This window comes from Streptomyces sp. NPDC104814, assembly GCF_055583185.1.
Genome location: NZ_JBVJOL010000007.1, coordinates 187591 through 211351, shown reverse-complemented (window position 1 = coordinate 211351; position 23761 = coordinate 187591). Strand labels below are relative to the sequence as shown.

Here is a 23761-nt window from a genome sequence, read left to right as displayed (position 1 = left end):
ACACAACCCCAGCCGTGACGCCGCCCGCCATGCCCGACTCCAAGATCCGACAACTCTCCCACGCCTCCTTCACCGGCGGGACACACAACCGCGGCCTGGACCGAACCTTTCGCCGTGCGGCGCGACGGCCGGTCACGCGGGGCTCCGTGGATGGGCCGCCGTCGTGGAGCGAGGGGGCCAGGCGTGCGGGGCGAGGATGCCGAGCACATAGGCGCGGGCCACCAGCGCGGGCCGGGTGGCGGCGCCCAGGAGGCGCCTGAGGCGGGCCAGATGGTAGTCGACCGTCTGCCGTGACAGACGCAGCGCCTCGGCGATGCCGGCGTTGCTGTACCCGGCGGCCAGCAACGCGAGTATCCGCACCTGAGCGGCGGTCAGCGCGAGATGCGGCTCGTGGCTCAGGCCGGGCCGTGTGACGACCGCCCACACGCCCGGCTCCCGGCCCTGGGTACGGCTGACGACGCTCAGGTGGACCCACACGCGCCGCCGGCGCCGCTCCCCGTCGACGAGTACGGCACTGGACTGCGCGCTTCTGCGCCGGCCGCCGGTGAGGTCGTCCCAGATCGCGTGCAGCGCGGCGCGTTCCGGTGTCTCGGCCAGCAGGGCGTCGGCCGGTGACCCCACCAGGTCCCGCAGCCGGATCCGCAGCAGTTCGGCGGCGGCGGTGCTGGCCTCCCCGACCACCCCGTCCCCGGACAGCCGCAGGCAGGGCAGACCGCTGTGGTCCCGCAGTGCGCGCAGGTCCTCCTCGGCCCGGCGCCGCTGGTCCAGCGCGTGGACGTACTCACTGACGTCCACGTAGATGCCCGCCACGCAGCGCAGCGCGCCCCAGGCCACGGGGAAGCGGTATCCGGCCGCATGACCCTGGGAGCCGTCCGGGCGCCGGTAGACGAGCGTGTGCCGCACGGAGTGACCGCCCGCGAGCACCTCCTCGTCGAGGGCGAGGAACCGGGCCGTGTCGTCGGGGCCGTCGAACTCGCTCAGGTGACGGCCGATCAGGCGGTCACGTGTCGTTGCGTACAGATGGGCGTAGGCGTGATTGGCCCAGACGTAACGCCCGGCGGGATCGCGCACGAACACGGCCGCCGGGCTCAGGTCGGCGAACGACGCGTACGCCGCTGTGCCCGCGGGAGCGTCGCCCACCTCGACCGCGACCCCACGGCTGCGCCGGCGCCGTCCGCCGTCGCCCGGGGCCCACCAGTTGACGTCGAAGGTGCGGCCCTCGAACCGTGCCTGGTGGGGGCCGTCGTCACAGCGGGCCGACGGGCCGCCGAGGTCGGCCCGCAGCGCTTCCACGAAGCGCCGGACGGTGCGCGCGTCGGCGAGGGCGCCGCCCCCGCTCTCGACCACCCCCGAGCCGCCGTCGGCCTCCCACCAGGACACCGGGAGGGACGCGAGCAGCGTCTTGAAATCGGCCTCGTCCACGGCTCAACTCCTTCAACGTTCGACGAACATCACTGTCTGTGACACCTCATGCGTGTCCCGTAGGCCGCCTGACACAACCTTCCCGAGGACGACAACGCCCGCGCCGACTCAGGCATTTGCCTGAGACGTCCGCGCTCGGCACGGCGAGCGACGGGAAACCGGACTGCTTCGCTGGAAGAGACCGCGAAGCAAGAACCCTCACAGCAGAAGGAGTTGGAGTCCCGTGGCGAAGGTGCTGTACGTGCATGCCAAAGGCGGGCCCCCGGTCGGGTACGCCCTGCCCAGGGTGGCCGCGAGGTCCGAGGTGCACCTGCTGGCACTCAGCGAACTGCCCGCAGGCCGTGCGCTCGCACGGCAGTGCGCCTCGGTCGTCGCGCGTGGGGCCGCAGGGGAGGACGATCTGGTCGCCCTCATCGTCTCCCGGGCCCGCGAGGTCGGCGCGGACGCGGTCGTCACCTTCTCGGAGTACGCGGTGGTCGCCGTCGCCGAGGCCTCGCGCCGCCTCGGACTGCGCGGCGCCGGACCGGCCGCGGCCCTCGCCCGGGACAAGCGCCTCATGCGCGCGGCCTGGGAGCGCCGCGGCGTCCCGCAGCCCCGTTTCCGGCCCGTCGCCACCGCGGACCAACTCGCGACCGCAACCCAGGAGTTACGCTGCCCGCTGCTGCTGAAGGCGGCCTGGAGCGCCGGGTCGACCGCGCACCAGATCATCGCCGCCCCCGCCGACGCCCCCGCCGCCTGGGCCCGCTCGTACGCGGTGATGACGGAGTCGGCACGCCTGGGATACGCCGAACTGCATGTCGCGGACGCCGGTGAGGACTTCATCGTGGAGGAGATCGTCAGCGGCTGCGCCGGGCAGTGGTTCGACGGGCCGGGCTGGGGCGACTACGTCAGCGTCGAGGGCGTGGTCGTCGACGGCGACTTCCGGCCCGTCTGCCTGAGCGGCCGGATGCCGACCGTGGCACCGTTCACCGAACGCGCCGGCATCACCCCGGCCGCCCTCGGAAGCGAGGCGCAGGGCAGGATCGTGGAACTGGCCCGGCAGGCCGTGGAGGCGCTCGGCCTGGAGAACTGCGGCACCCACACCGAGATCAAGCTCGGTGACGGCGGCCGCATGTGGGTGATCGAGACGGCGGCACGGTTCGGTGGTGCGATGACCGTGCCGCAGATCGAGGAGGTCTTCGGGCTCGACCTGATCGCCCTGTTCACGGACCAGCTGCTCGGCGGCTCACCCGAGTGGCCGTCGGAGGCGCTGACGCCCGCGGACGCCAAGGGCGCGGCCGGGTCCCTGGTGGTCCTCGCCGTCGACGGCTCGGGCGCACCGTGGCGCCACCGGCACGTGTGGGACTCCGCCTCGGTGGTGCGGTCCGCCCCGCTCGGCGAGGGCAGCACGCTGTCCGTCGTGGGGGAGAGCTCGCTGCCGGACGGCAGCCCCGTCCCGGTCTACGACCCGGCCGCGGGCGCCAACACCATGGCCGGCCTGTGCCTGCTGTCCGCCGACCGTCCCCAGGCCGTCGTCCGCGACCTCACCGCCCTCGTGGACGCCCTGCCCGGCATCCTGCCCGTGTACGACACCGCACAGGAGGTGCGCGCATGACCTTCACACTGGAGAGGGCGGATGCGCCCGAGGCCGGCGGGGACCGCACCGTCGTCGGCGCCAACCTGTCGCTGCCGCTGTTCCGCACCCTGTCCGGGGTCCTCGCCGGACACCCGTACCTCAAGGTCGTCGTGGACCGGGCCGAGCACACCTGGCACCTGCTCGACACCCGCGCCCACCCCTTCCACGTCAACTACATCGCCACCCGCATCCTCGGCATGACCCTCGACGAACTCGACGCGAACCTCGACGCGTTCAACGCCTCCGTCTACACGGACCCGGAACGCCGGTTCCTGCTCGGCGTGCTCTCCCTGCACACCGATCACGCCGAGGACGGCTCCGAGTGCCCCTTCCTGGTGCTGGAGACCACCGAGGCGGACACCATGCACGGCGCCCTGCTGGAGGAGTTCTACCTCTATGTCCGCGGCCGGGTGGACGGACGCCTGCCGCTGCTGCTGAAGCCCGCCAACCACGGCCAGGAAACGGAACTCGCCCAGATCGGCGAGGCCCACGTCCCGCGCATCCTGAGCCACACGCTCTTCGGCAACCGGACGCGCACCTGCCTGAACCCGGGCGAGGCCGAGGGCCGACTGCGCCACTTCCGCACACCGGCCGAGTACGAGGCCGCCGCCGCGGAACTCGGCTGGGCGGACATCGTCGCCATGCCCCGCCTGCCCGACGACGTGCCCAGGGTCGCCGGCTTCATCAACACCGCCCCCATCACCCCGCTCTCCCACACGAACGTGCTGGCCTCGGGCTGGGGCATCCCGAACGCCATCGTCCGCGACCTTGACGCCCTCACACGGCACGACGCCCTCGACGGCGCCTGGGTGCGCTACCGGGTCAGCGAGGACTCCGTCACCCTGGAGCCCCTCGCCGCCGCACCGGACCTCGAGAAGCCGGCCTGGCACCAGCAGCGCATCCGCATCGAGACGCCCCTGCTGGAGGAGCAGGCCCCCGTCCTGGCCCTGCACCGGCTGCGCCGCACCGACCGCGACAGCTACGGCACCAAGGCGGCCAACCTCGGCGAACTCCACCACGTACTGGACAGCCGTACCGCCGACCTGACGGAGTTCTACGCCCGCCCACGCCCGCCGCGCCGCGACCTCCTCGGCCATCTCGGCGCCCGGCTCGGTGAGCAGGACGCCTCACGGGAGCGACTGCGCGCCGCTGCGGCCCGGTGGGTGGCGCAGACGGTCCGCGCCCCCGAGGGCGTGGCACTGCCCTTCCGCCTGCACCACGCCTTCCTCACCTCCTCGCCCGCCCTCCAGCAGGGCATCGGCAAGCTGAAGATGGCCCTCGAACTCGAGGCGTTCGACGTCGTGGACCCGCTCTGCCTGAGCCTCCAGCACCTCGTGCGCACGACCCCGATGCCCGAGGAGGTGGCCCGCACGATCACGGCGTCCGTGCCCGCGCTGCTGGCCGGCGGCCACCGTATGGTGGTCCGCTCCTCCTCCAACGCGGAGGACCTGCCGGGCTTCTCCGCCGCCGGGATCTACGACTCCGTGACCACCGTCAGGGGAGCCGACCAGCTCATGGACGCCGTACGGCAGGTGTGGGCGTCGCTGCTGTCGCCGCGCAGCGTGCGCCTGCGGCACCAGGTGGGCATCTCCCTGGACGACACCTACATGGGCGTGATCGTGCAGGAGTACCTGCCGGCGCGCCTCGGGGGAGTACTGGTGACCTGCAACCCCACCCGGCGCGAGGACTTCCGCACCGTGTACGTGAACTGCACGCCCGGATCGCCGGAGCGGGTGGTGGACGGCACGGTCCTGCCGCACCAGTACCTCTACAACACCGTCGAGGGCGGCGGACGCACGCTCGACGTCGGCACCTCGGGCCGGGACCTGCCCCCGCAGACCCGCGAGGCACTGGCCCGACTGGCCCTCACCGGACGCCTGTTGCAGTCCCACTTCAGCGCGGACGACCCCGACGACGCCCTGGACATCGAGTGGCTGATGACCGACGAAGGGGCGTTCCGCCTGGTCCAGATCCGCCCCTACGCCCGGTGAGCGCCCCCATGCGCCGACCGCTCGCCCGCCTGCCCCGTCGCGCGCAGCGGGTCACCTCCCCGGTGGCCCGCCGCATCATCCGCCTGAACAACGGCTTCCAGCTGCTGTTCAACCTGCTGTGGTGGATGCCCGTCTTCTACGCCTACCAGCGCGACGCCGGCCTGTCCGACGGGCAGATCTTCGGCATCCAGAGCATCTACTACATCGCGTTCTGCCTGTTCGAAATCCCCACCGGTGTCGTCGCCGACCGCATCGGCGCCCGCAACTGCCTGCGCGCGGGCGCGGTCGTCATGACGGCAGCGAACCTGGCGCCGGTCCTGGCCCCGTCGTACACCGGCTTCCTCGTGCACTTCCTCGCCATCGCGGCCGGGCGCTCCCTCGCGTCGGGCGCCGCCAGCGCCTATCTCTACGACGCTCTGCGCGCCGAGGGAGCGCAAGCCCACTATCTGAGGGCCGAGGGCACCGCGCGGTCACTCGGACTGGCCGCCAAGGTCGTCTGCTGGCCGCTCGTCGGCCCGCTGATGGCGCTGGCCACACCCACCCCGTACGTGCTCAGCGCCGTCGGCGCCGCCGGTTCGCTGGTCTGCGCCCTGGCGCTGCCCCGCCTCGCACCGCGCCCGGCGGACCCCGGGCCGGGCACCCGCGGACGCCGCGGCGGCACCCTGCTGCGCGACACCGGGGCCGCCCTGCGGGCGCTGCGCGTCTCCCCGTGGCTGCCGCTGCTGATGGCACAGGGCGTGGCCGTGTTCACGCTGTCGCGTATCTGCCAGGTCAACCTGTTCCAGCCCGTGCTCCTGGACCACGGGATCAAGGAGAGCACTCACGGCAGCGTGCTCGCGGCCATGACGGTGGCCGAAGCGGTGGCGTCGGCGCGTCCGCAGTGGCTGAGCCGCCGGCTGTCGGCGGCCCAGTGGGTGTCCCTGCTGAGCGTGGCGCTCGCCGCCGTCCTGGCGTGCACCACTCTCGGCGGCCCCTGGCTCGTGGTGGCGTCGCTGTGCGCGTTCGCCGCGATCACCGGATTCGTCTATCCGGTGCAACGCAAGCTCGTCAACGACGCCATCCCGGCCAACGCGCCGCGCGCCACGCTGCTGTCCGTGGAGAGCATCGTGGACCGCGGGGTGTGCGCCCTGGCCGCGGTCGCCGCGGGCGCCTGCCTCGCGGCCGGCCGGCTGGACGCGCTGCTGTGGCAGAGCGCCGCGGTCACCGGTGTCCTGATGCCGGTCCTGCACCTGGCGCTGCGCCGGGCGCGGCGGGCGGCGCAGCGCACGCCACCCGGAGCCGGCGTCCCGGCCGGCGCGGCCGAGGGCCACGGGAAGGGCTTTGCCGCTCGCTCCGCCGGCGAGATGGAGGAACCCGTGCCCCTCCCCGTCGACGAAGGGGCGGCGCAACCACCGTCGGGGCTCTCCCCGGGGTCTGTGACGCGGGGTCGCTGAGGGCCGCGTCGCCTACCCTCGTACCCGAAGGGCGTCGGACGGCGTGGGCATCCAGTGCGGGGAGGCGATGGTGCTCGGTAGGGGCGCGCGTCTGGTGGCGGGCGCGGTGATCGTGGCCTGCCTGGTGCTCGTCGGCCCCAGCGCACCCGTCGGGTCGGTGCCGGTCGCGGCCGCCAGGGACGCCGTACCTAACCGCGTCCTGACGTGGAACCTCTGCAACCCGTGCAAGGCGAGGAACGTCGACCGCGCAGCGGAGATCGCCGCCTCCGCGCCGCAGGTCATCGGCTTGCAGGAAGCGTGCGTGCGGGACGTCGACAGGATCCGCGCCGATCTGGAGCGCTACTACGGGCTGCGCTACCACGTCGAGTACGGCGCGGTCCTGCGAAACTGGGGCCGCTGCGGGGGAGCGCCGTGGAGCCCGGGAGGCTTCGGGCAGGCGCTCCTCACGGCGGCGCCCATGACAGACGTCGTCACGGCGAGGTATCCCGACGGCGGATCCGAGAACCGTGGCTACATGGCGGTCACCACCACCGTGGGCGGCCAGTCCGTCCGGGTGTTCAACACGCACCTCGCGCAACGGCGTCAGGAGGCGGTCCGGGCGGCACAGATCCGCGTCCTGGCCGCGGCCGTCGCCCGGTACGACCGCGTGATCGTCCTCGGTGACTTCAACGCCGTTCCGGCCGCCCCGGAACTGAAGGACATGTGGGCGTTGTCGGTGGACGCGGATCCCGGCTGCCGCCCCCTGCCCGCCGGCGACTGCGAGCCGACCACCGACTGGCAGAGCACGTTCGACTACGTCTTCCTGCGCGGCATCGCCCCCGTCGGGCACCGGGTGCGTCCGAGCCCCTACTCGGACCACCACCTGCTGCTCGCCGACCTGCGGCCCGCCGGTGTCAGCCGGGCACCGCGGCGCTGAGGGGAGGCACCGACGCTCAGTCGGCGCGGTCGGCCCCCCGGGAGGGCGACGGTTCAGGCGACGACGCCGACGGCGCGGGCGTCGGCGTGGGCGCGGCGGGCGGCATCGGCGGCAGGCCGGCCGCGAGGTCCGGCAGCAGAACGGGCTCCAGCCGCACCCGCTCCTGAGCGGTCAGGTACCGCCTGAGCTCCGGCGGCCGGTAATCCGGGTCGCGGTCGTAGCGCTCCTTGGCCGGGACCGCCAAAAACTCGTTCCCGTCGGGCTCATTCTTGTCGTTCACGGCGCTGCCCAGGGGCCGGTGGTAGTCCTTGGCCAGCAGGTAGAAGCCCTTCCGGGACTCGTGCAGCGGGCCCGAGCCGTTCGGTTCGACCCGGAAGCCGGCACTCTCCTGCGGCCTCATCACCTTCGGCCCGGACGCGCGCAGCGCGTCGTCGTCGAACGCCAGCCCGTAGCGCCGGGCCTGGTCGACCATCCACAGCAGAGTGACGTCGGACAGCCCCGTCTCCTGGTAGCCGCCGCCGACATCCATGTGCACCCCGGCGAACCAGACCTGCTTCAACTCCTGTCCGTGCCGGGCGGCGTCGGACCGCTGGTGCCACAGCGTCGGCCGGAACGCCGAGCGCCTCTCATCGATGGCCAGCGCGTGGAAGGCCCCGTTGACCCACCCGCTCAACTCGGTGTCGTGGAAAGCCCAGCGGTGGTTGAACCGGTTCACCGCCGGCTGGAGCGCGGCGATGTCCGGCACCGGGATGCCCAGCGCGCCGACGGTGTCCCACACCCCGATGAACCGGATCTCCGTCTCGTGCGCGTACGAACGGCGGAACAACGTGCAGGCCGCGCCGTTCGGTTGCTCGATCCGGTCGCGGTACAGGGCCCAGGCCTCCCGCATCCGGTCGGTGTGCTCCCGGCGCAGGATGCCGCTGTTGCGCACGAGCCCCGCGAGGCTGCGTGCGGTGAACGCGCCCCGGCTGAACCCGAGGAGGAACAGTTCGTCGTCGGGCTCGTACGTCTCGACGAGGAACCGGTAGGCGTCCTCGACGTTCCGCGACAGCCCCACGCCGAAGGCCCCGCCCCGCAGCCGTTCCCCGCGTTGTGTGCCGACTCCGCTGTGGTAGTAGATCCGCTGTTCCTTGCCGGAGGCGGACCCCTGGCGCACGGAAAGAGCGACCTTGGCCACGTTCGTCTTGCTGGGCTGGTCGGCGAAGTTCCATGTGCCGTCGCAGCAGACGATCAGACGCTTGGCCATGACCATCCCTCCTCGCGAGAGCGTGGAGTGGCGGATAGCACCACTTCCATGCTTCCACCACTCGGCGGCCCTCGCCATACGGGAGCGGTCCCCTGAGGAGTGCCCGTACTCCGGGTCCGCGCCGCCGCGTTGGGACTGGCCATGAGCCGTGGCGGGACTGGGCCATACCGAGGGCGCCGCCCCGGTCGCCGTACCCGACGAGTCCTTGTTCAGGCAGCTTTCAGGAGGTCGTCGACCGTGCGGCGCACCTTGGCGACGACGTCCTCGTCTCCCAGGCGCAGAGCCGTGTTGGCCGCGCAGAGCACGGAATCCAGCTGGAAGACCGCCAGGTCGACGTCGAGTTCGGCGATCTCGCGGGATGCGACGGCGGTGCGCAGTTCCTCACCGAGGGTGCCGAGCCACTCCCGCTGATGGCGCAGGAGGGCGTCGCGGATGCTTCCCGGTTTGCTGTCGAATCGGGCGATGTTCGCGACGCGGAAGCAGCCGCCTTCGAACAGCGGTGTCGTGGCGTACGCGATCCAGTGCTCGATCAGCGAGCGCAGCCGGTCGAGGCCGGGCGCCGCTTCCCGCGCAGGGCGGACGACCGCGTCGACGAACATGGCGCGCGCATAGTCGATGGTGGCGAGCTGGAGCACTTCCTTGGACCGGAAGAGGGTCTGGATGCCGGCCTTGCTCATGCCCGTATCGGTGGCGAGACGTCCGAAGCTGACGTCGTCCAGTCCGTCGAGGGAGGCGATGTCGACGGCGCGCCGCAGGACCGTCTCCCGCGCTCGCGCCCCCTTGAGGAGACGCTTGTCGGTGATCGACACCGTGTCCGCCCGTGTGACGAACGCGCGCGCCCCAGTGTCCATACGGTCGATCGTACCCCTTGCGGTTGTGCGGGAGAGGAGCGCCCGCTCCCGCTCTGCGTGCCGGCCGGCGTCAGGGCGTGGCGCGAGCCAGGGCGGCGGCCAGCGCCCTGACCATCTCGCTCGCCATGACGGCCTGGCCCGAGGTGGAGAAGTGGATGCGATCCGCGCTGAGCAGGTTCTCGCGGGAGTTGACGGGGTGGTCCCACATGTCGACCACCACGGCGCCGTACTCGTCGGCAAGGAGGCGCGTGAGGTCGTTCAGGGTGAGCACACGCTGCGTCCAGTCGGGGAAGACCGGCACGACGTAGGAGCGCCCCAGGGTGAACACCGTGAGCTGCGCGTCGGTGCCGGCCGCCCGGTCGTACATCCTGCGCAGGTCGCGCTCGATCCGCCCAAAGTCCGGGGTGCGGCGCAGAAGGTCGTTGGCGCCGGACGGGATGTGCAGCAGGTCCGGGGCGAAGTCCCTCATGGCGCCCAACTGGTGGTCGAGGGCGTCGAGGGTCGTGGCCCCGATGACCGCCGTGTTCAGGTAGGCCAGATCGGGCCTCACCTGACGCAGGATGTGCGCGAACCGGTCCGGCCAGCCCCGGTTTCCGTAGCCGGCGCTTGTGTCGCCGGTTCCGGCGGAGAGGCTGTCGCCGATCACGCCGTAACGCCGCCAGGGGGCGTCGAACAGCATCGCCGCGGCGTCGACCGTGGCCAGGCAGAACGGATCGGTCTCCTCGGTGAGGGACTCGGTGCGGGAGCTGGACGTCATAATCAAAGAGTGCGGTCGGCCGTATGTAATGTCAACGCCCAGGTCGGGCTGGTCCGTGCCCGGATGTGGGTGCGACAGAAGATCAGGGAGCGTCCTTGAAGAAAATCTGTCGTGGTGGCAGTAGACATTGCTTCGTCGTGCGGTTACTGTTTCGGTGTACTCAGGAAGTCGAAGAGGCGCGGCAGACACGTAACTGCCGCGCCGCAGGCCAAGCAGGAAACGGCCCGTGGGGCCGCGAGCAGTACCAGCAGTACGACCGAGTAATCGAAGGTAAGGAGCAGAACGCCATCAGGATCGCCCGGGCGAGGAGCAGTCCGCCCGGGTACCGCAGGCCCCGGATTGGAAGGTGGTCCCCGGTCACGCATCCGCGATCCCCGCAGCCCGGCCCTCCGGCCGGACCCTGCGGACACAAGAGACCGGCGTGATGTGCCGGTAGATGGTGTTGAAAGCTCGGGGCCCGGGTGCCGTACGGCACCCGGGCCCCCCGACGCGTCTCTCGAAAGAAGAGGTCTATGCCCCCTGGCAGTACCCGCGCCGTCAGTCCTCTCGACGACGACGACTATCCCGCCTACACCATGGGCCGGGCCGCCGACATGCTCGGCACGACCCCCGCCTTCCTCCGAGCCCTCGGCGAACACCGCCTCATCACCCCGCTGCGCTCCGAGGGCGGCCACCGCCGCTACTCCCGCTACCAGCTGCGCATCGCCGCCCGAGCCCGCGAACTCGTCGACGAGGGCACCCCCATCGAGGCCGCCTGCCGCATCGTCATCCTCGAGGACCAGCTCGAAGAAGCGCAGCGCATCAACGAGCAACTGCGCGCCGGCCGCCCCGGCGAGCCCCAGCCGGAGTCCACGACCTGAAGCACTCGTGTGGAGTGAGGGCCGCAGCCGTGGGTACCTGCGGCTGGGTACGACCCACGCATCATCGCGGGAGGTATCCATGGGCAAGCTGGGAGACCTGGCGAACAAGGCCAAGGAGATGGCGAAGGGCCACCCGGACCAGGCCGACAAGGGTGTGGAGAGCGCCGAGCGGCTGGTCGACGAGCGTACCGGCAACAAGTACGACACCCAGACGGACAAGGCCGCCGACGCCGTGCGCCGCTCCTACGGAAGCGGCGGTGCCGAAGAGCGCTGACCCGCAACCCCGGCCCCTGGCCCCCCACGCGCGCCGTGCGGGGGCCAGGGGTCTCTTCGTCTCCCGGGGCGGAACTGCACGCCCCGCCCGAAGTCCCCCATGACTACGGGTCGTTGAGCCGATCCGAACCGAACGGCGACGCGCGCGTCGTCACGGCGACGGTCTGTGAATCACGCGGTCCAGGAGTTCGGCGTCCAGCGGTGGGCGGCTGAAGGTGATGCGCGGGTTCCGCAAGCCGGCCACGACGACGTCGAGGTGCCGTTCCCAGGCGTCCGGCGCGAGCGTGTCGGCCGTGGCGATGACGCCTCGCAGCCCCCACACGGCGGCGGCGATGTCGGACAGGGCGACGTCGGCGGCCACCGCGCCGGCCTGTTTGCTCTGCTCCAGCAGGTCGGCGGTCAAGGCGTAGATGCGTTCCCGTTGCGCGGGGGAGGCCATCTCCCCGAACGCGTCCGGCAGGACGCTGTGGCTGAGCGCCAGGTGCAGGCCGACGGTGCGCAGGAAGCGCTCCAGCTGCTGATCGACCGGCAGGCGGGGGATCTGCTCGGCGTGGGACAGAAGCCGGTCGTAGAAGGCCTCGGCCAGCCTGGCACGCAGGACGTCAGGTGTGGGAAAGCGCTGGTAGAGCGCCGCCGGTGCGAGCCCGGCCTCACGGGCGATCTGGGCCATGCTCGCAAGCGGACCGAGCTTGCGCATCGCGGCCGCGATGTCCCACAGGGTCTTCTCCTCACCGGCCTGTGCGAGCCCCTCGTCCGGGGTGTCCGTCGTCATGCCGTCGTCATCCGATTGCTCACGCACAGCGACTCCGCTCGATACACATGTCGTCCCCCTGACCCTAGGAGAAATCATTACAGATCCGGCATAAGTCAGGGTCCCCCGATCGGTGGCTACCGCCGCCGAGCCCGCTGCCGGCCACTTCCGGTCGACGATCGCGCTCCGCGCCGCGCCGTTCGTCTAGAGTGCCCTGAGCGTCTACGCCCTTGTAGTCACCCCTCGGGGTCGGGTGCCCATGACCACGACCCGCGCCTCGTCCGCCGTCGTCCCAGCCAGCCGTCCCGCCGAGGAGCCGCAGCCGAACCATGCGTCACAAGATCCTGGTCGTCGAGGACGATCACGTGCTGCGCGACATGGTGCGGCGCGGCCTGACCGAGGAAGGCTTCGACTGCGTTCCCGCTGCCGACGGCGCCACGGCCCTGCGGCTGGCCACCGCCGACATCGCGGGGGCCGTGCTCGACGTCGGGCTGCCCGACGCCGACGGGCGGGACGTGTGCCAGGCCATGCGCGCCAACGGCTTCGGCGCCCCCGTGATCTTCCTGACCGCCCGGCACCGGCTCACCGACCGGCTGTCCGGCTTCGCCGCCGGCGGCGACGACTACCTGCCCAAGCCCTTCCACCTCGTCGAACTCGCCGCCCGGCTGCGAGCCGCCCTCAGAAGGGCACCGGCTCCACCGCACACCTCCGCCACGGCCGGCGACCTCGTCCTGGACGCCGTAGGACACCGGGCCACCGTGCACGGAGCCCCTCTCTCCCTCACCCCGACGGAGTTCCGGATCCTCGCCACCCTCGTCACCGCGGCCGGATCGCATGTGGCCCGTCGAGAGCTGGTCAGGGCGGGCTGGCCCGAAGGCGCCTACGTCAGCGACAACACCCTCGACCAGTACCTGACCCGGCTGCGGCGCAAGCTGCGGGAGGCCGGCAGCACGCTCAGGATCGGCACGGCACGCGGAGTCGGACACCACCTGTCATGAACACCGACCGCGTCGTGCACCGTCTGATGCCCCGCACCCTGCGTGGCCGGCTCTCCCTCGTGGCGCTGACCTCGGCGGCCCTGCTGGTGACCGTCCTGACGGTGGTGTTCAACGCGGCGGTGGACCGCCATCTGCACCACCAGGCGGACGCCGAGCTGCGCGACCGAGCCGCCGCGGTGGCCACGACCGTCGACGCCCGCGGCCCACGGGTCCGCGTACAGGAGACCGCCGCCGACGGTCTCCTCGACGCCAACGCCTGGATCTACGAGGGCACACGACTGCTCGAAAAGCCCCCGTCGACCACCGCCGGCAGCCCGCTCACCCGGGCCGCCGACCGCCTGGCGGCACCCCGCACCGCGGCGTGCACGACCGTCGAGACACAGGAGGACCGGCCGATCCGGCTGTGCTCCCGGCCGCTGCCCGGACGCCACGCCACCGCGACCGTGGTCACCGCGCTGGACCTCGGCCCCTACCGCGCTTCGGCCGACACCCTGCTGCTGGGGTCACTGATCCTGGACGCCGTCATGCTCGCCTGCACCTACGTCCTCACGCGCCTCGCCGTCGGCCGGGCACTGCGTCCGGTGCGGACGATGACCGATCAGGCCACCCAGTGGAGTGCCGTGGGCTCCGACCAGCGCTTCGGCACCGACCGGCACCCGGTCGAACTGGCCCGCCTGGGCGCCTCGCTGGACGGGCTCCTGGACCGCATCCGCACCGTCCTGCGCCACGAACAGCAACTGACCGCCGAGCTGTCCCACGAACTGCGCACCCCGCTCACCCGGATCGTCATGGAACTCGACTGGTGGCGCTCCCGTCCCCGCTCGGACGCCGAGACCCGCGCCAGCCACGACGTGCTCGCCGAAGCCGCCCGGTCGATGCACACGATCTGCGACACCCTGCTGAACGACGCCCGCGACACCGCGCTCACCCCACCGTCCACCGCCCCCGGAACCGCTGACGTGGTCACCGTCCTCGACGGGACGGTCCAGCGTCTCGACCCGGGCGGCCGGGTGAAAGTGGCAGTCGAAGACGGAGACGGCCTGCTGGAGGCAGGGGTCGCCCCCGCTCTCCTGGAACGCATCGTCAGCCCCCTGCTCGCCAACGCCGTGCGCTACGCCCGGTCCGGTGTCACCCTCACGGCGCGCCCCACGCCCGGCGGCGTGCGGATCGACGTGGTCGACGACGGTCCCGGTGTGCCGCAAGCGTTCGTCGGCGACCTGTTCCAGCCCGGCCGACGTGCCGACGACAGCGACGGGCACGCCGGCGCCGGCCTCGGGTTGCCGCTCGCCCGCCGGCTCGCCCGCGCCGCCGGCGGCGAGGTGGCGTACGACCCCGCGTACGCCCCGGGCGCGAGGTTCGTGGTCACCCTGCCCGCCGCCTGACCCACACGGCCGGTGTCGCGGCTGCCCGCGGGCGGCCGCGACATCCGCTGTCCGACCGTGCCACCCGGTACCTGAACGGATCCTGACCGCCGCCGCGTTCCATCCCGTCCGGCCCCGCGGCGGGCGCACCATGGCGCCATGCACATCCACGCGCACCGGCCCCGCATAACGGCCTTCCGTCTCGCCCCTGCCCCCGCGACGGAAGAAGACCGCCTTGCACACCCCGGCCACCGCCCCGGCACGCACTGACCGCGCCACCGCCTGGCTGCGCCGCCGACTGGGCCGGGCCGCCGCCCTGGCCTACGCCGCCGCCCTGCTGCTGCCCGGTCCCGGACTGTGGCTGCGCCACCCCCGGTCCCTGCCGCTCGGACCGCTGCCCCATGTGCCCGTCTCCACCGCGCCCTGCCTGCTGTGGATGGTGCTGTTCTCGGCCGGACTCCAGGTCCCGGTCCGCGCGCTCGGCCGCGTGCTGCGGCGCCCGGGCGCACTCCTCGCGGGCCTCGCCCTGCACCTGGTGATCCCGCTGCTGGTCATCCCCGTCGTCGCCTTCCTGCTGCACCGGTCGCCGGACACCGACGGCGGCAGCGGCCTGGTCACCGCGATGATCCTCATCGTGGCCATGCCCGTCGCGGCGGGCGCCACCGTGTGGACGGGCAAGGGCGAGGGTGACCAGCCCACCATGGTGGGCCTGGTCCTCGCCTCCACGCTGCTGAGCCCCCTGTCCACCCCGCTGGTGGTCCACCTGCTGACACCCCTGCTCAGCGGCGGCTACGCCGACTCGCTCGCAGTGGGCGTCCGCGCCGCGGACGGCGGCTTCACGCTCGTCAGCGTGGTCCTGCCGTGCGCGGCCGGCATCGCCGCCCGGCTGGCGCTGCCGGAATCCCGGCTCGGCCCGGTGCTGAGCGTCGTCGTCCCCACGGCGCTCGCCGGCTCACTCGTGCTGACGTACGTCAACGCCAGCGGTGCCCTCGGCTCCTTCGTCGCCCGGCCGCGCTTCCTGCTGCTGGGCGGCGCGCTGGTCGTGGCGGCCCTGGTCTGCCTGCTGTCGTTCGTGCTGGGCCGGTGCGCGGCCCGGATACTGCGGCTGGACCCACCGGCCGCGTCCTCGCTCACCCTGGCCTGCGGCATGAACAACAGCAGTGCCAGCGCCGTGCTGATCACCGCGGTGCTCCCGGACAAGCCGCATCTGCTGCTCCCGGTCCTGGCCTACGGCCTGCTCCAGAAGACGGCGGCCAACCGGGTGGTGCGCACCCCTTGAGGGCAGGTCCGTCGGATCGCCCGGCCGGCGCTCAGCCGGAGCCCCCCTGCGGCCGCGTCAGACCGTGGTCGTACGCGAAGATCACCGCCTGGATACGGTCGCGGGCGCCGATCTTGGACAGGACGCGGCCGACGTGGGTCTTCACCGTGGACTCGGCGAGGACGAAACGGCCGGCGATCTCGCTGTTGCTCCAGCCCTTGCCGATGGCGACGAGGATCTCGCGCTCGCGGTCGGTGAGGGAGGCCAGCCTCGGGTCCTCGGCACAGCCGTCGCCGGCCGGCGGGACGAGGCGCGCGAACTCCTTCAGCAGGCGCCGGGTGAGCGTGGGGGCGATCACGGCGTCACCGGCGGACACCGCGCGGATGCCCGCCAGGAGCTCGTCGGGGCGGGCGTCCTTGAGGAGGAACCCGCTCGCCCCGGCGCGCAGGGCCGCGTACACGTACTCGTCGATGTCGAAGGTGGTCAGGACGAGGACACGGGAGCGGTCGCCGGCGGCGACGATCCGGCGGGTGGCCTCGATGCCGTCCATCCCCGGCATACGTACGTCCATGAGGACGACGTCGGGACGCAGCTCGGCCGCCATGCGCACCGCCTCCGCTCCGTGCCCCGCTTCGCCGACCACCTCCGTCTCGGGCACCGAGTCCAGCAGCATGCGGAAGCCGTACCGCTGGAGCGGCTGGTCGTCCACGATCAGCACGGTGGTCACCGGGCACCGTCCTGGGGGGTGAGGTCGAGGTCGGCCCGCACCGTCCAGCCGGCGCCCGAGGGGCTCGCGCTGACGTGACCGCCGTAGAGCGCCGCTCGTTCCCGCATGCCCACCAGGCCGTGTCCTTCCTCGTTCGCCGTGCGGGGAGGACCGGCCGGGGCAGGCGGCCCGGAGTCCTGGACGGTGATGGTCAGCCGCGTGTCCTCCACGACGACCGACAGGTTCGCACGCGCACCGGTCCCGGCATGCTTCAGGGTGTTCGTCAGGGCCTCCTGCACGATGCGGTACACCGTCAGCTGCACCCCGCTGTCGAGGGCGTCGATGTCCCCGGCCGTACGGTAGACGACGTCCAGGCCCGCGGCGCGCACTGCCTCGCACAGCGCGTCGATGTCCGTGACACCGGGCTGCGGGCTCAGCTCGGGCTCGGCCGTCGATCCGTCCGCCTCGCGCAGCACGCCGAGCACGCGGCGCAGCTCGCCCAGAGCCTGACGGCCGGTGTCCCCGATGAGATGCAGCGCCTCCTTGCCCCGTTCGGGAGCGGCGCCCGCGGCATAGGCTCCGGCGTCGGCGAGGGTGATGATGACGGACAGGTTGTGGCCGACGATGTCGTGCATCTCCCGGGCCACTCGTGCCCGCTCGGCGGCGACGGCGAGCCGGCCGCGCTGATCGCGTTCGATCTCCAGCCGCGCGGCACGGTCCCGCAGCCCGGCGAGTTGCGCCCGCCGGATACGGATCACCATGCCGAGCGCGAGGGCCGCGGTCGCCGTGCTGAGCAGGAAGAACAGCGCGTCCCAGACCGACATCGCCCCCGACACCCGCGCCGCGACCAGGCTCAGCGCACCGGCTGCGACGGCACAGGCCCAGGGCAGCTGCCGCAGCCGCCCGTGCAGGGCGAGGCTGTACAGGGCGACGAAGAGGGCGACGTCCGCACGGAGGGCGGCGCCGAGGGACCACTGCAGGACGAACACCGCCGCGACGGCGCCGAAGGCGACCGCCGGTGCCCGGCGGCGCCACAGCAGCGGCAGCACCAGCCCGGCCTGCAGGGCGAGCATGCCCGCCACCGGCAACCGGGTGAACACCACACGGAAGCGGTGCGGGCCCTCGCCGTCACCGTCCCCGCCGATCACACCCACCGCGTGCAGCAGGTCCGGCAGACAGAACAGCAGGAAGACCCCGGCCACCACCGCGCTGTCCAGTACCCACGGTCGCGCCCGGTCGGCATGCCGGAACCGCTGGCCGGCCCGGCCGAGCCGGGCGACCAGCGGTCCCATCCCGCTGAGATCTTCGGTGGTCATGGAGGTCACCGGACCATGATGCGGGTGACTGCCGCTCAGACGTCGCTGCGCAGCAGCCGGTACGCCGCACCGGCCAGCGCCAGCGCCGTCCAGCCGAGGAAGACCAGCAGCCCGGCGCCCGGTGACAAGGTGGTCGAGTCATGGGTCAGGGCGAAGATCGACTCACCCGCGTTGCTGGGGAGGTAGGGGCTGATGTCGCCCTGCCAGGAGCTGGGCAGCAAGGAGACCAGCCCGGGCACGAGCATGAGCGCGGCCACCAGCACCGAGATGCCGCCGGCCACCGACCGCAGCAGCGCGCCCAGGGCGGTCCCGATCACGCCGACCAGGCCGAGGTAGAGCCCGGCGCCCAGCAGGCTGCGGACGACGCCGGCGTGGCCGAGGCCCATGGCGGCGGGCGTGCCGGAGACGATCCGGCTGCCGATGAGGAAGGCGACGAACGCGCCCACGGTCGCGATCACCAGCGCGACCAGCCCGTACACCGTCGCCTTGGACCACAGCACGGGCAGCCGGCGCGGCACCGCGGCCAGCGTCGAGCGGATCATGCCGGTGGAGTACTCGCCCGCCGTGACCAGCACGCCGAGCACACCGAGGGCGAGCTGGGCGAAGTTCGTGCCGAAGAGGGACAGGCTCGCGGCGGTCGCGGTGGCGAAGTCGCGGTCCATGTGACGGCCGGAGCCGAGGTTGGACTTGTAGTGGCTCGCGGCGATGACGCCGAACGCCACGAGGAACACCAGGCCCAGGCCGAGGGTGATCCAGGTGGAACGCAGGGACCAGAGCTTGGCCCACTCCGAGGCCAGCACGCGCCGTCCGGTCACCCGGTGGACGGGCCGGGACGCGGCCGCGGCGGTCCCGGGGGTCTCAGGGGTCTTCGGGGTTGCCGTGAGGGTGCTCATGCCGCGCTCCCGGAGGTCTCGGTGCCGGTCGTGGAGCCGTGGTACTCCACGGCATCCCGGGTCAGTTCCATGAACGCCTCCTCGAGCGACACCGCCTTGGTGGTCAGCTCGAACAGGGGGATGCCGTGCTCGGCCGCCTTCAGGCCGATCTCCCGGGCGGGGACGCCGGTCACCTGCAGCTCCTCCGAGCCGATGCGACCGGTGATCTCCACGCCCGGCCCGGCCAGCACGTCCCGCAGTCGCGCGGGGTCGTTCGTCGCGACGCGCACGGTGTCGCCGCCGGCCTCGCGGACCAGGTCCTGCACGGTCGTGTCGGCCAGCAGCCGCCCCCGCCCCACGACGATCAGGTGATCGGCCACCAGCGCCACCTCGCTCATCAGATGCGAGGAGACGAACACCGTGCGTCCCTCGGCCGCGAGGGAGGTGAGCAGGTTGCGGATCCACAGGACGCCCTCGGGGTCCAGTCCGTTGACGGGCTCGTCCAGCATCACGGTCTGCGGGTCGCCCAGCAGGGCGGCCGCGATGCCCAGCCGCTGGCCCATGCCGAGCGAGAAGGCACCGGCCCGCTTCTTCGCGACGCTGCCGAGACCGGCGAGTTCGACGACCTCGTCGACCCGGCGGCGCGGGATGCCATGGGTGAGGGCGAGGGCACGGAGGTGGTTGTGAGCCGAGCGGCCGGGGTGGACCGACTTGGCCTCCAGCAGCGCGCCCACCTCCTGCAACGGCCCCTCGTGGCGGGCGTAGCGCTGCCCGTTCACCGTCACGGAGCCGCTGGTCGGCGCGTCCAGTCCGACGATCATGCGCATCGTCGTGGACTTGCCCGCACCGTTGGGTCCCAGGAATCCGGTCACCGTGCCCGGCTTCACGGTGAAGTCCAGACCGTCGACGGCTGTCTTCTCCCCGTACCTCTTGGTGAGCTGCTGTGCCTCGATCATTCGCGTTCTCTCTCTCGGACTCCGGCGCCCGCAACGCCCGACGCCTCCTTGCTCACGCTAGGGCCGTGACCTGCCGGTTTTGGTGGTACCGGGGGGTGAACCCGGCCGGGCGGGTGGTACCGCGGTACTACGGCCGCGGTGCCCCCGGCTCCCGTCGGGCGTCGCCGGCGAGGGAGGCGACGATCGAACGGACCGTCTCCTCGGTGATCCCCGGGTGCAGGAACGCCAGGCGGGCGACCGTCTCGCCCTCCCAGACGCTGGGCGTGACGAACGCGAGGCCCGAGGCCAGGAGCCGCTTGGACCAGGCGTAGTAGTCCTCCGGACGCCACCCGGCGCGACGGATCAGCACGACCGTCAGTTCGGGCTCCCGGAGCAGCTCAAGACCCTCGGTAGCCTCCACGAGGCGCGCGGTGAACCGGGCGATCCCGGCGCCCCGGGCCACCGCGTCCCGGTAGGCGTCGGTGCCGTGGACGGCGAGCGAGAACCACAGCGGCAGGCCGCGCGGACGCCGGGTGAGGTGATAGGCGTAGTCGCTGGGGTTCCAGTCGGCGTCGTCGTCGGCTCCGTCCGCGCCGTGGATGGCGTCGAGATAGGACGCGTCCTGGGTGTGCACGGCGCGGGCCAGGTGCGGCTCCCGGTACAGCAGGGCCCCGCAGTCGAACGGCGCGAACATCCACTTGTGCGGGTCGACGACGAGGGAGTCCGCGTGCTCGATGCCGCCGAGGCGTGCCCGCAGCTCCGGTACGAACAGGGCCGCCCCGCCGTAGGCGGCGTCTATGTGCAGCCACAGATCGCGGGCCCGGGCCTGTTCCGCGATGCCGGCGAGGTCGTCGACGATGCCCGCGTTGGTGGTGCCGGCGGTGGCGACGACCGCGACGACGGGGGCGCCGCCGTCGGCCGAGGCGGCGTCGAGTGCCGCGGCGAGGGCCGCGCCGGTGAGCCGGTGGTCGTCGGTCGGTACGACGAGCGGTTCGACGCCGATGATCCGCAGGGTGTTCCCGACGGAGGAATGGACCTGGTCGCTCACGGCGATCCTGACCGGGTCCCTCGCCTCCAGATGGCGCCGGTGCCTGCCCGTGTCCCGGGCCACGACCAGCGCGGAGAGGTTGCCGGCCGAACCGCCGCTCACGAAGCATCCGCCCGCGCCCTGCGGCATCCCGGCCAGGTCGGCGAAGAGGCGCAGCACCTGGTTCTCCGCGGCGACGGCGCCGGACGCCTCCAGCCAGGACACGCCGTGCAGCGAAGAGGCCGAGAGGACCATGTCGAACAGTGCGGCGGCCTTGGTCGGTGCCCCGGGGATGAACGCCAGGAAGGCGGGGTGATCGCACGAGACGATCGTCGGCTCCAGCGCGTCCGTGTAGGTGCGCAGTACGTCGGCCGGGCGGCGCGGCCCGCTGCCGATGGCGTCCTTGAGCGCCAGGGCGAGTTCCTCGTGCTCGCCGAGCCGGCCCAGCGGCGGGGGGTCGAGGCGGAGCCGGTCGAGAAGATGGCCCATGACCTGCTGGGTGAGGTCCTCGTCGTAAGCGTGCACGGAGGGCTCCTGTCGGAACGAGCGATTAATGGATCTGTATCGGATCCAATTCGGACCTTAGGGCTCCGCGCGAGCGGTCGTCAACTGTGGGAAAGGTGAGGGGGTCGGTGACGGGCGGGGGCGCGGCAGCGGGGGAGACCCCGTGGGCGACCGCCGGGATGCGGCGCCGGGGAAGACCCGGCGGCCGGTCAGCCGGAGGTCGTGGCGAACTGGTCCAGCAGGACCAGGAACTGCCGGTGCGACTCCTGGAGGTGCTCACGCATCCGGCGCTCGGCGGTCTCCCCGTCGCCCGACAGGACCGCCAGGGCGATCGCCTCGTGCTCCTCGCGGAACGCGCGCCCGAAGTCCCGGCCGGTCGGATACACCGGCGTCCAGTCGGAACCCAGCCAGAGCGCGTTGCCGGCCACGAACATCTCCGTGCGCGCCCGCGTCACGGCCTCGGCGAGCACCTCGTTGCCGCCCGCCTCGGCGATGCCGAGATGGAAGCGGGTGTCCACCCGGTGGTACTCGCCGAGGTCGGCGACCTTCGCCTCCAGCATCTCCACGAGCCCGCGCCTGCTCGCCGCACCGCCCCGCTCGGCCGCGAGCCGGGCCGCGAACGGCTCGATGGCCTGGCGGTACTCCATGTAGTCACGCAAGGAGGCGCGGATGCCGGCGGCGATCGCCGCCCGGCTGCCGTGGCCACCCCCAAAGGCGGCGGCCACCCGGGTGCCGCCGGAGCGCCCCAGCGTGGTGACGACGAGCCCCTCGTCGGCCAGTTCCCGTACGGCCTGGCGGACCGTGTTGCGGCCGACGCCGAAAACCGTCGCGAGGTCGCGCTCGGTGGGCAGCCTGTCGCCGGGGCCGAATCCGCCAAGGGCGATCCGCTGACGCAGGGCCTCGGCCACGACGGCGTGCGACGGCGCCTGCCGGGCGGTGGCCCCGCCGGTCGCCCCGCCGGCCGCTCTGCCGTTCTGTGTGCGGGCGTCGCGGCCGCGCTGGTCCGCGCGATCGTCCTGCTTGCCCGCTGCGTGGCCGCGCTTGGCGGCGCCGTCGTTCCGCTTGCCCGCGTCGTCGTCGCGGTTCGCGCTCGTCCCGCCCATGGCTGCCCCTCGCCTCTGGATTCCGTTCCGCCCGGTCGGACTCAGTGTATTGGGATCGCCGCGAACCCTATTGACAGGCCATGGAGGCAGCCCTAGCGTCGCCCCATCGATTTTGGGTCCACTCCGAACCCAATCGATGTCCCCAAGGAGCCACGCATGAGCCAGTCCACGGGCACCGCAGCCCCCGCCGCCGGGGCGCCACGCCGCTCCGGGCCCTGGAAGATCGCCACCGCCGCGATGATCGGCACGAGCGTCGAGTGGTACGACTTCGGCATCTACGCCACCGCCGCCGCCCTCGTGTTCCCCGAGCTCTTCTTCCCGGAGATGAACCGGGCCCTGGGCACCGTGATGTCCTTCGCGACCCTGTTCGTCGGGGCCCTCGGCCGGCCCCTGGGCGCCGTCCTCTTCGGGCACATCGGCGACCGGCACGGCCGCAAGAAGGCGCTCATCTGGTCGATGACCCTGATGGGCGCCGCCACCGTGTGCATCGGCCTGCTGCCCACGTACAGCGAGGCCGGTGTCCTGGCGCCGCTGCTCCTGGTGCTGATCCGCATGATCCAGTCACTGGCCGTGGGCGGCGAATGGGGCGGGGCCGTCCTGTTCGCGGTCGAGCACGCGCCGCCCCGCCGCAAGGCGTTCTTCGGCTCCTTCCCCCAGGTCGGCGATGGCGTCGGCTACTTCCTGTCGACCGGCGTCTTCGCCCTGGTCGCCACCCTCGGCCACGACGCGCTGGCGAACTGGGCGTGGCGCATCCCGTTCCTGCTGTCCGCGGTGCTCGTCGCCGTGGGCCTGGTCATCCGCCGCTCGATGGACGAGTCACCCGAGTTCGAGGCCGCCCGGCGAGCCGAGGAGGCCGCGGGCCCGGGCGACCGGGCCAAGGAGACCGCGCCCGTGGTGGGCGTACTGCGCCACGCGTGGAAGACCTGGCTGCTGGCGACGGGCGCGTTCCTGATCACCGTCGGCGGCTACTACATCGTCGTCACGTTCATGTCGACCTACGCCGTCACAGAGCTGGGCTTCACCGACGCCCAGGCCGCGGGCGCCGGAACTGCGGCCTCCGTCGTCGTCATCGTGTGCACCCCGCTCAGCGCGCTGTTCGCCGACCGCTACGGCCTGCGCCGGGTCACCCTCATCGGCGTCCTGCTGCACCTGGTCGCGGCCTTCCCGATGTTCTGGCTCGCGGACACCCGCTCGGTCACCGGGCTGTGGCTCGCCACGTGCCTGCCCATGCTCGCCAGCACCATCGCCTACGCCTCCCTCGGTACCCTCGCCTCCGGCTGGTTCACGCCGCGCGTCCGCTACACGGGCCTGTCCATGAGCTTCCAGACCGCCGGCCTGCTCGGCACCCTGGCCCCCGCGGCGACGACCTGGCTGTATTCCACCTTCGGCAACAGCTGGGTCCCCGTCGCGATCGCCTTCGCCGCCATGGCCGCCGTGAGCGCCGTCTGCCTGATGGCGTGCCGCCCGGCACACGACTCCCCGGCATCCCCCGACGCGCCGCAGGCCCACCCGGCCGCCTCCGAGACGGCCACGGGAGCCCCCGTGTCCCCCACGCACGGGTCCTGA

21 protein-coding genes are annotated in these 23761 nt (G+C 72.5%); 10 read left to right on the top strand and 11 right to left on the bottom strand.

The annotated features are described in order from the left end of the window. Window positions 1-132: 132 nt before the first annotated feature. Window positions 133-1422, bottom strand: a complete 1290-nt coding sequence (locus ACZ64A_RS23750; RefSeq protein WP_469812872.1) for a PAS domain-containing protein — start codon at window positions 1420-1422, stop codon at window positions 133-135. A 223-nt stretch (window positions 1423-1645) separates the two neighbouring features. Between ACZ64A_RS23750 and ACZ64A_RS23745 the strand changes: the two genes are divergently transcribed. The 4 genes from ACZ64A_RS23745 to ACZ64A_RS23730 all read left to right on the top strand — a co-directional run bounded on the left by ACZ64A_RS23745 (window position 1646) and on the right by ACZ64A_RS23730 (window position 7377). After that, entirely contained in the window at window positions 1646-3016 is a 1371-nt protein-coding gene (locus ACZ64A_RS23745) for an ATP-grasp domain-containing protein (protein WP_469812870.1), read from the top strand. Beyond that, window positions 3013-5028 carry a PEP/pyruvate-binding domain-containing protein gene (locus tag ACZ64A_RS23740; protein ID WP_469812868.1) on the top strand — a complete coding sequence of 672 codons (2016 nt, stop codon included), beginning with the start codon at window positions 3013-3015 and terminating at the stop codon, window positions 5026-5028. The genes ACZ64A_RS23745 and ACZ64A_RS23740 overlap by 4 nt, the downstream gene beginning before the upstream one ends. An 8-nt stretch (window positions 5029-5036) precedes the next feature. Then, window positions 5037-6461, top strand: a complete 1425-nt coding sequence (locus ACZ64A_RS23735) for an MFS transporter (protein WP_469812867.1) — start codon at window positions 5037-5039, stop codon at window positions 6459-6461. Window positions 6462-6528: 67 nt separating this feature from the next. Next, on the top strand, window positions 6529-7377 hold the full coding sequence (locus ACZ64A_RS23730) for an endonuclease/exonuclease/phosphatase family protein (protein ID WP_469812865.1): 849 nt from the start codon (window positions 6529-6531) through the stop codon (window positions 7375-7377). 16 nt (window positions 7378-7393) lie between these two features. Here ACZ64A_RS23730 and ACZ64A_RS23725 read toward each other — a convergent pair whose 3' ends face one another. The 3 genes from ACZ64A_RS23725 to ACZ64A_RS23715 all read right to left on the bottom strand — a co-directional run bounded on the left by ACZ64A_RS23725 (window position 7394) and on the right by ACZ64A_RS23715 (window position 10231). Next, window positions 7394-8623, bottom strand: coding sequence for a DUF2235 domain-containing protein (locus tag ACZ64A_RS23725; RefSeq protein ID WP_469812864.1), 1230 nt, complete (start codon window positions 8621-8623; stop codon window positions 7394-7396). Between the two features lie 209 nt (window positions 8624-8832). After that, on the bottom strand, window positions 8833-9474 hold the full coding sequence (locus ACZ64A_RS23720) for a TetR/AcrR family transcriptional regulator (RefSeq protein ID WP_469812862.1): 642 nt from the start codon (window positions 9472-9474) through the stop codon (window positions 8833-8835). A 70-nt stretch (window positions 9475-9544) separates the two neighbouring features. Further along, a complete protein-coding gene (locus tag ACZ64A_RS23715; RefSeq protein WP_469812860.1) occupies window positions 9545-10231 on the bottom strand; it encodes an SGNH/GDSL hydrolase family protein in 687 nt (228 codons plus the stop codon). Window positions 10232-10743: 512 nt separating this feature from the next. On the opposite strand from ACZ64A_RS23715, the gene ACZ64A_RS23710 reads away from it, so the two are divergent. Together ACZ64A_RS23710 and ACZ64A_RS23705 are read left to right on the top strand one after the other, a co-directional pair. After that, window positions 10744-11091, top strand: coding sequence for a MerR family transcriptional regulator (locus tag ACZ64A_RS23710; protein WP_469812859.1), 348 nt, complete (start codon window positions 10744-10746; stop codon window positions 11089-11091). A gap of 79 nt (window positions 11092-11170) precedes the next feature. Then, the gene (locus ACZ64A_RS23705; RefSeq protein ID WP_469812857.1) at window positions 11171-11365 is read left to right on the top strand and encodes an antitoxin; all 195 of its coding nucleotides are present in this window, start codon (window positions 11171-11173) and stop codon (window positions 11363-11365) included. Window positions 11366-11515: 150 nt separating this feature from the next. On the opposite strand, the gene ACZ64A_RS23700 is transcribed toward ACZ64A_RS23705, so the two are convergent. Further along, window positions 11516-12136: a TetR/AcrR family transcriptional regulator gene (locus tag ACZ64A_RS23700; protein ID WP_469812855.1), complete on the bottom strand. Its 621-nt coding sequence runs from the start codon at window positions 12134-12136 to the stop codon at window positions 11516-11518. Window positions 12137-12444: 308 nt separating this feature from the next. Between ACZ64A_RS23700 and ACZ64A_RS23695 the strand changes: the two genes are divergently transcribed. From ACZ64A_RS23695 to ACZ64A_RS23685, 3 genes are all read left to right on the top strand, one after another. Further along, window positions 12445-13113 (top strand): response regulator transcription factor, encoded by a 669-nt coding sequence (locus tag ACZ64A_RS23695; protein ID WP_469812853.1) that lies wholly within the window; start codon window positions 12445-12447, stop codon window positions 13111-13113. Then, on the top strand, window positions 13110-14495 hold the full coding sequence (locus ACZ64A_RS23690) for a sensor histidine kinase (RefSeq protein ID WP_469812852.1): 1386 nt from the start codon (window positions 13110-13112) through the stop codon (window positions 14493-14495). The genes ACZ64A_RS23695 and ACZ64A_RS23690 overlap by 4 nt, the downstream gene beginning before the upstream one ends. 214 nt (window positions 14496-14709) lie before the next feature. Continuing rightward, window positions 14710-15753, top strand: a complete 1044-nt coding sequence (locus ACZ64A_RS23685) for a bile acid:sodium symporter family protein (protein ID WP_469812851.1) — start codon at window positions 14710-14712, stop codon at window positions 15751-15753. A gap of 31 nt (window positions 15754-15784) precedes the next feature. Here ACZ64A_RS23685 and ACZ64A_RS23680 read toward each other — a convergent pair whose 3' ends face one another. The 6 genes from ACZ64A_RS23680 to ACZ64A_RS23655 all read right to left on the bottom strand — a co-directional run bounded on the left by ACZ64A_RS23680 (window position 15785) and on the right by ACZ64A_RS23655 (window position 22195). Beyond that, the gene (locus ACZ64A_RS23680; RefSeq protein ID WP_469812849.1) at window positions 15785-16459 is read right to left on the bottom strand and encodes a response regulator; all 675 of its coding nucleotides are present in this window, start codon (window positions 16457-16459) and stop codon (window positions 15785-15787) included. After that, window positions 16456-17754, bottom strand: coding sequence for a sensor histidine kinase (locus ACZ64A_RS23675; protein ID WP_469812848.1), 1299 nt, complete (start codon window positions 17752-17754; stop codon window positions 16456-16458). The genes ACZ64A_RS23680 and ACZ64A_RS23675 overlap by 4 nt, the downstream gene beginning before the upstream one ends. Window positions 17755-17789: 35 nt before the next feature. Continuing rightward, a complete protein-coding gene (locus ACZ64A_RS23670; RefSeq protein ID WP_469812846.1) occupies window positions 17790-18647 on the bottom strand; it encodes an ABC transporter permease in 858 nt (285 codons plus the stop codon). Then, a complete protein-coding gene (locus ACZ64A_RS23665) occupies window positions 18644-19582 on the bottom strand; it encodes an ATP-binding cassette domain-containing protein (RefSeq protein ID WP_469812844.1) in 939 nt (312 codons plus the stop codon). The genes ACZ64A_RS23670 and ACZ64A_RS23665 overlap by 4 nt, the downstream gene beginning before the upstream one ends. A 127-nt stretch (window positions 19583-19709) precedes the next feature. Next, window positions 19710-21113 carry a pyridoxal phosphate-dependent decarboxylase family protein gene (locus ACZ64A_RS23660; RefSeq protein WP_469812843.1) on the bottom strand — a complete coding sequence of 468 codons (1404 nt, stop codon included), beginning with the start codon at window positions 21111-21113 and terminating at the stop codon, window positions 19710-19712. Window positions 21114-21301: 188 nt separating this feature from the next. Further along, the gene (locus tag ACZ64A_RS23655) at window positions 21302-22195 is read right to left on the bottom strand and encodes a FadR/GntR family transcriptional regulator (RefSeq protein ID WP_469812842.1); all 894 of its coding nucleotides are present in this window, start codon (window positions 22193-22195) and stop codon (window positions 21302-21304) included. A gap of 156 nt (window positions 22196-22351) precedes the next feature. On the opposite strand from ACZ64A_RS23655, the gene ACZ64A_RS23650 reads away from it, so the two are divergent. Continuing rightward, entirely contained in the window at window positions 22352-23761 is a 1410-nt protein-coding gene (locus ACZ64A_RS23650; protein ID WP_469812841.1) for an MFS transporter, read from the top strand.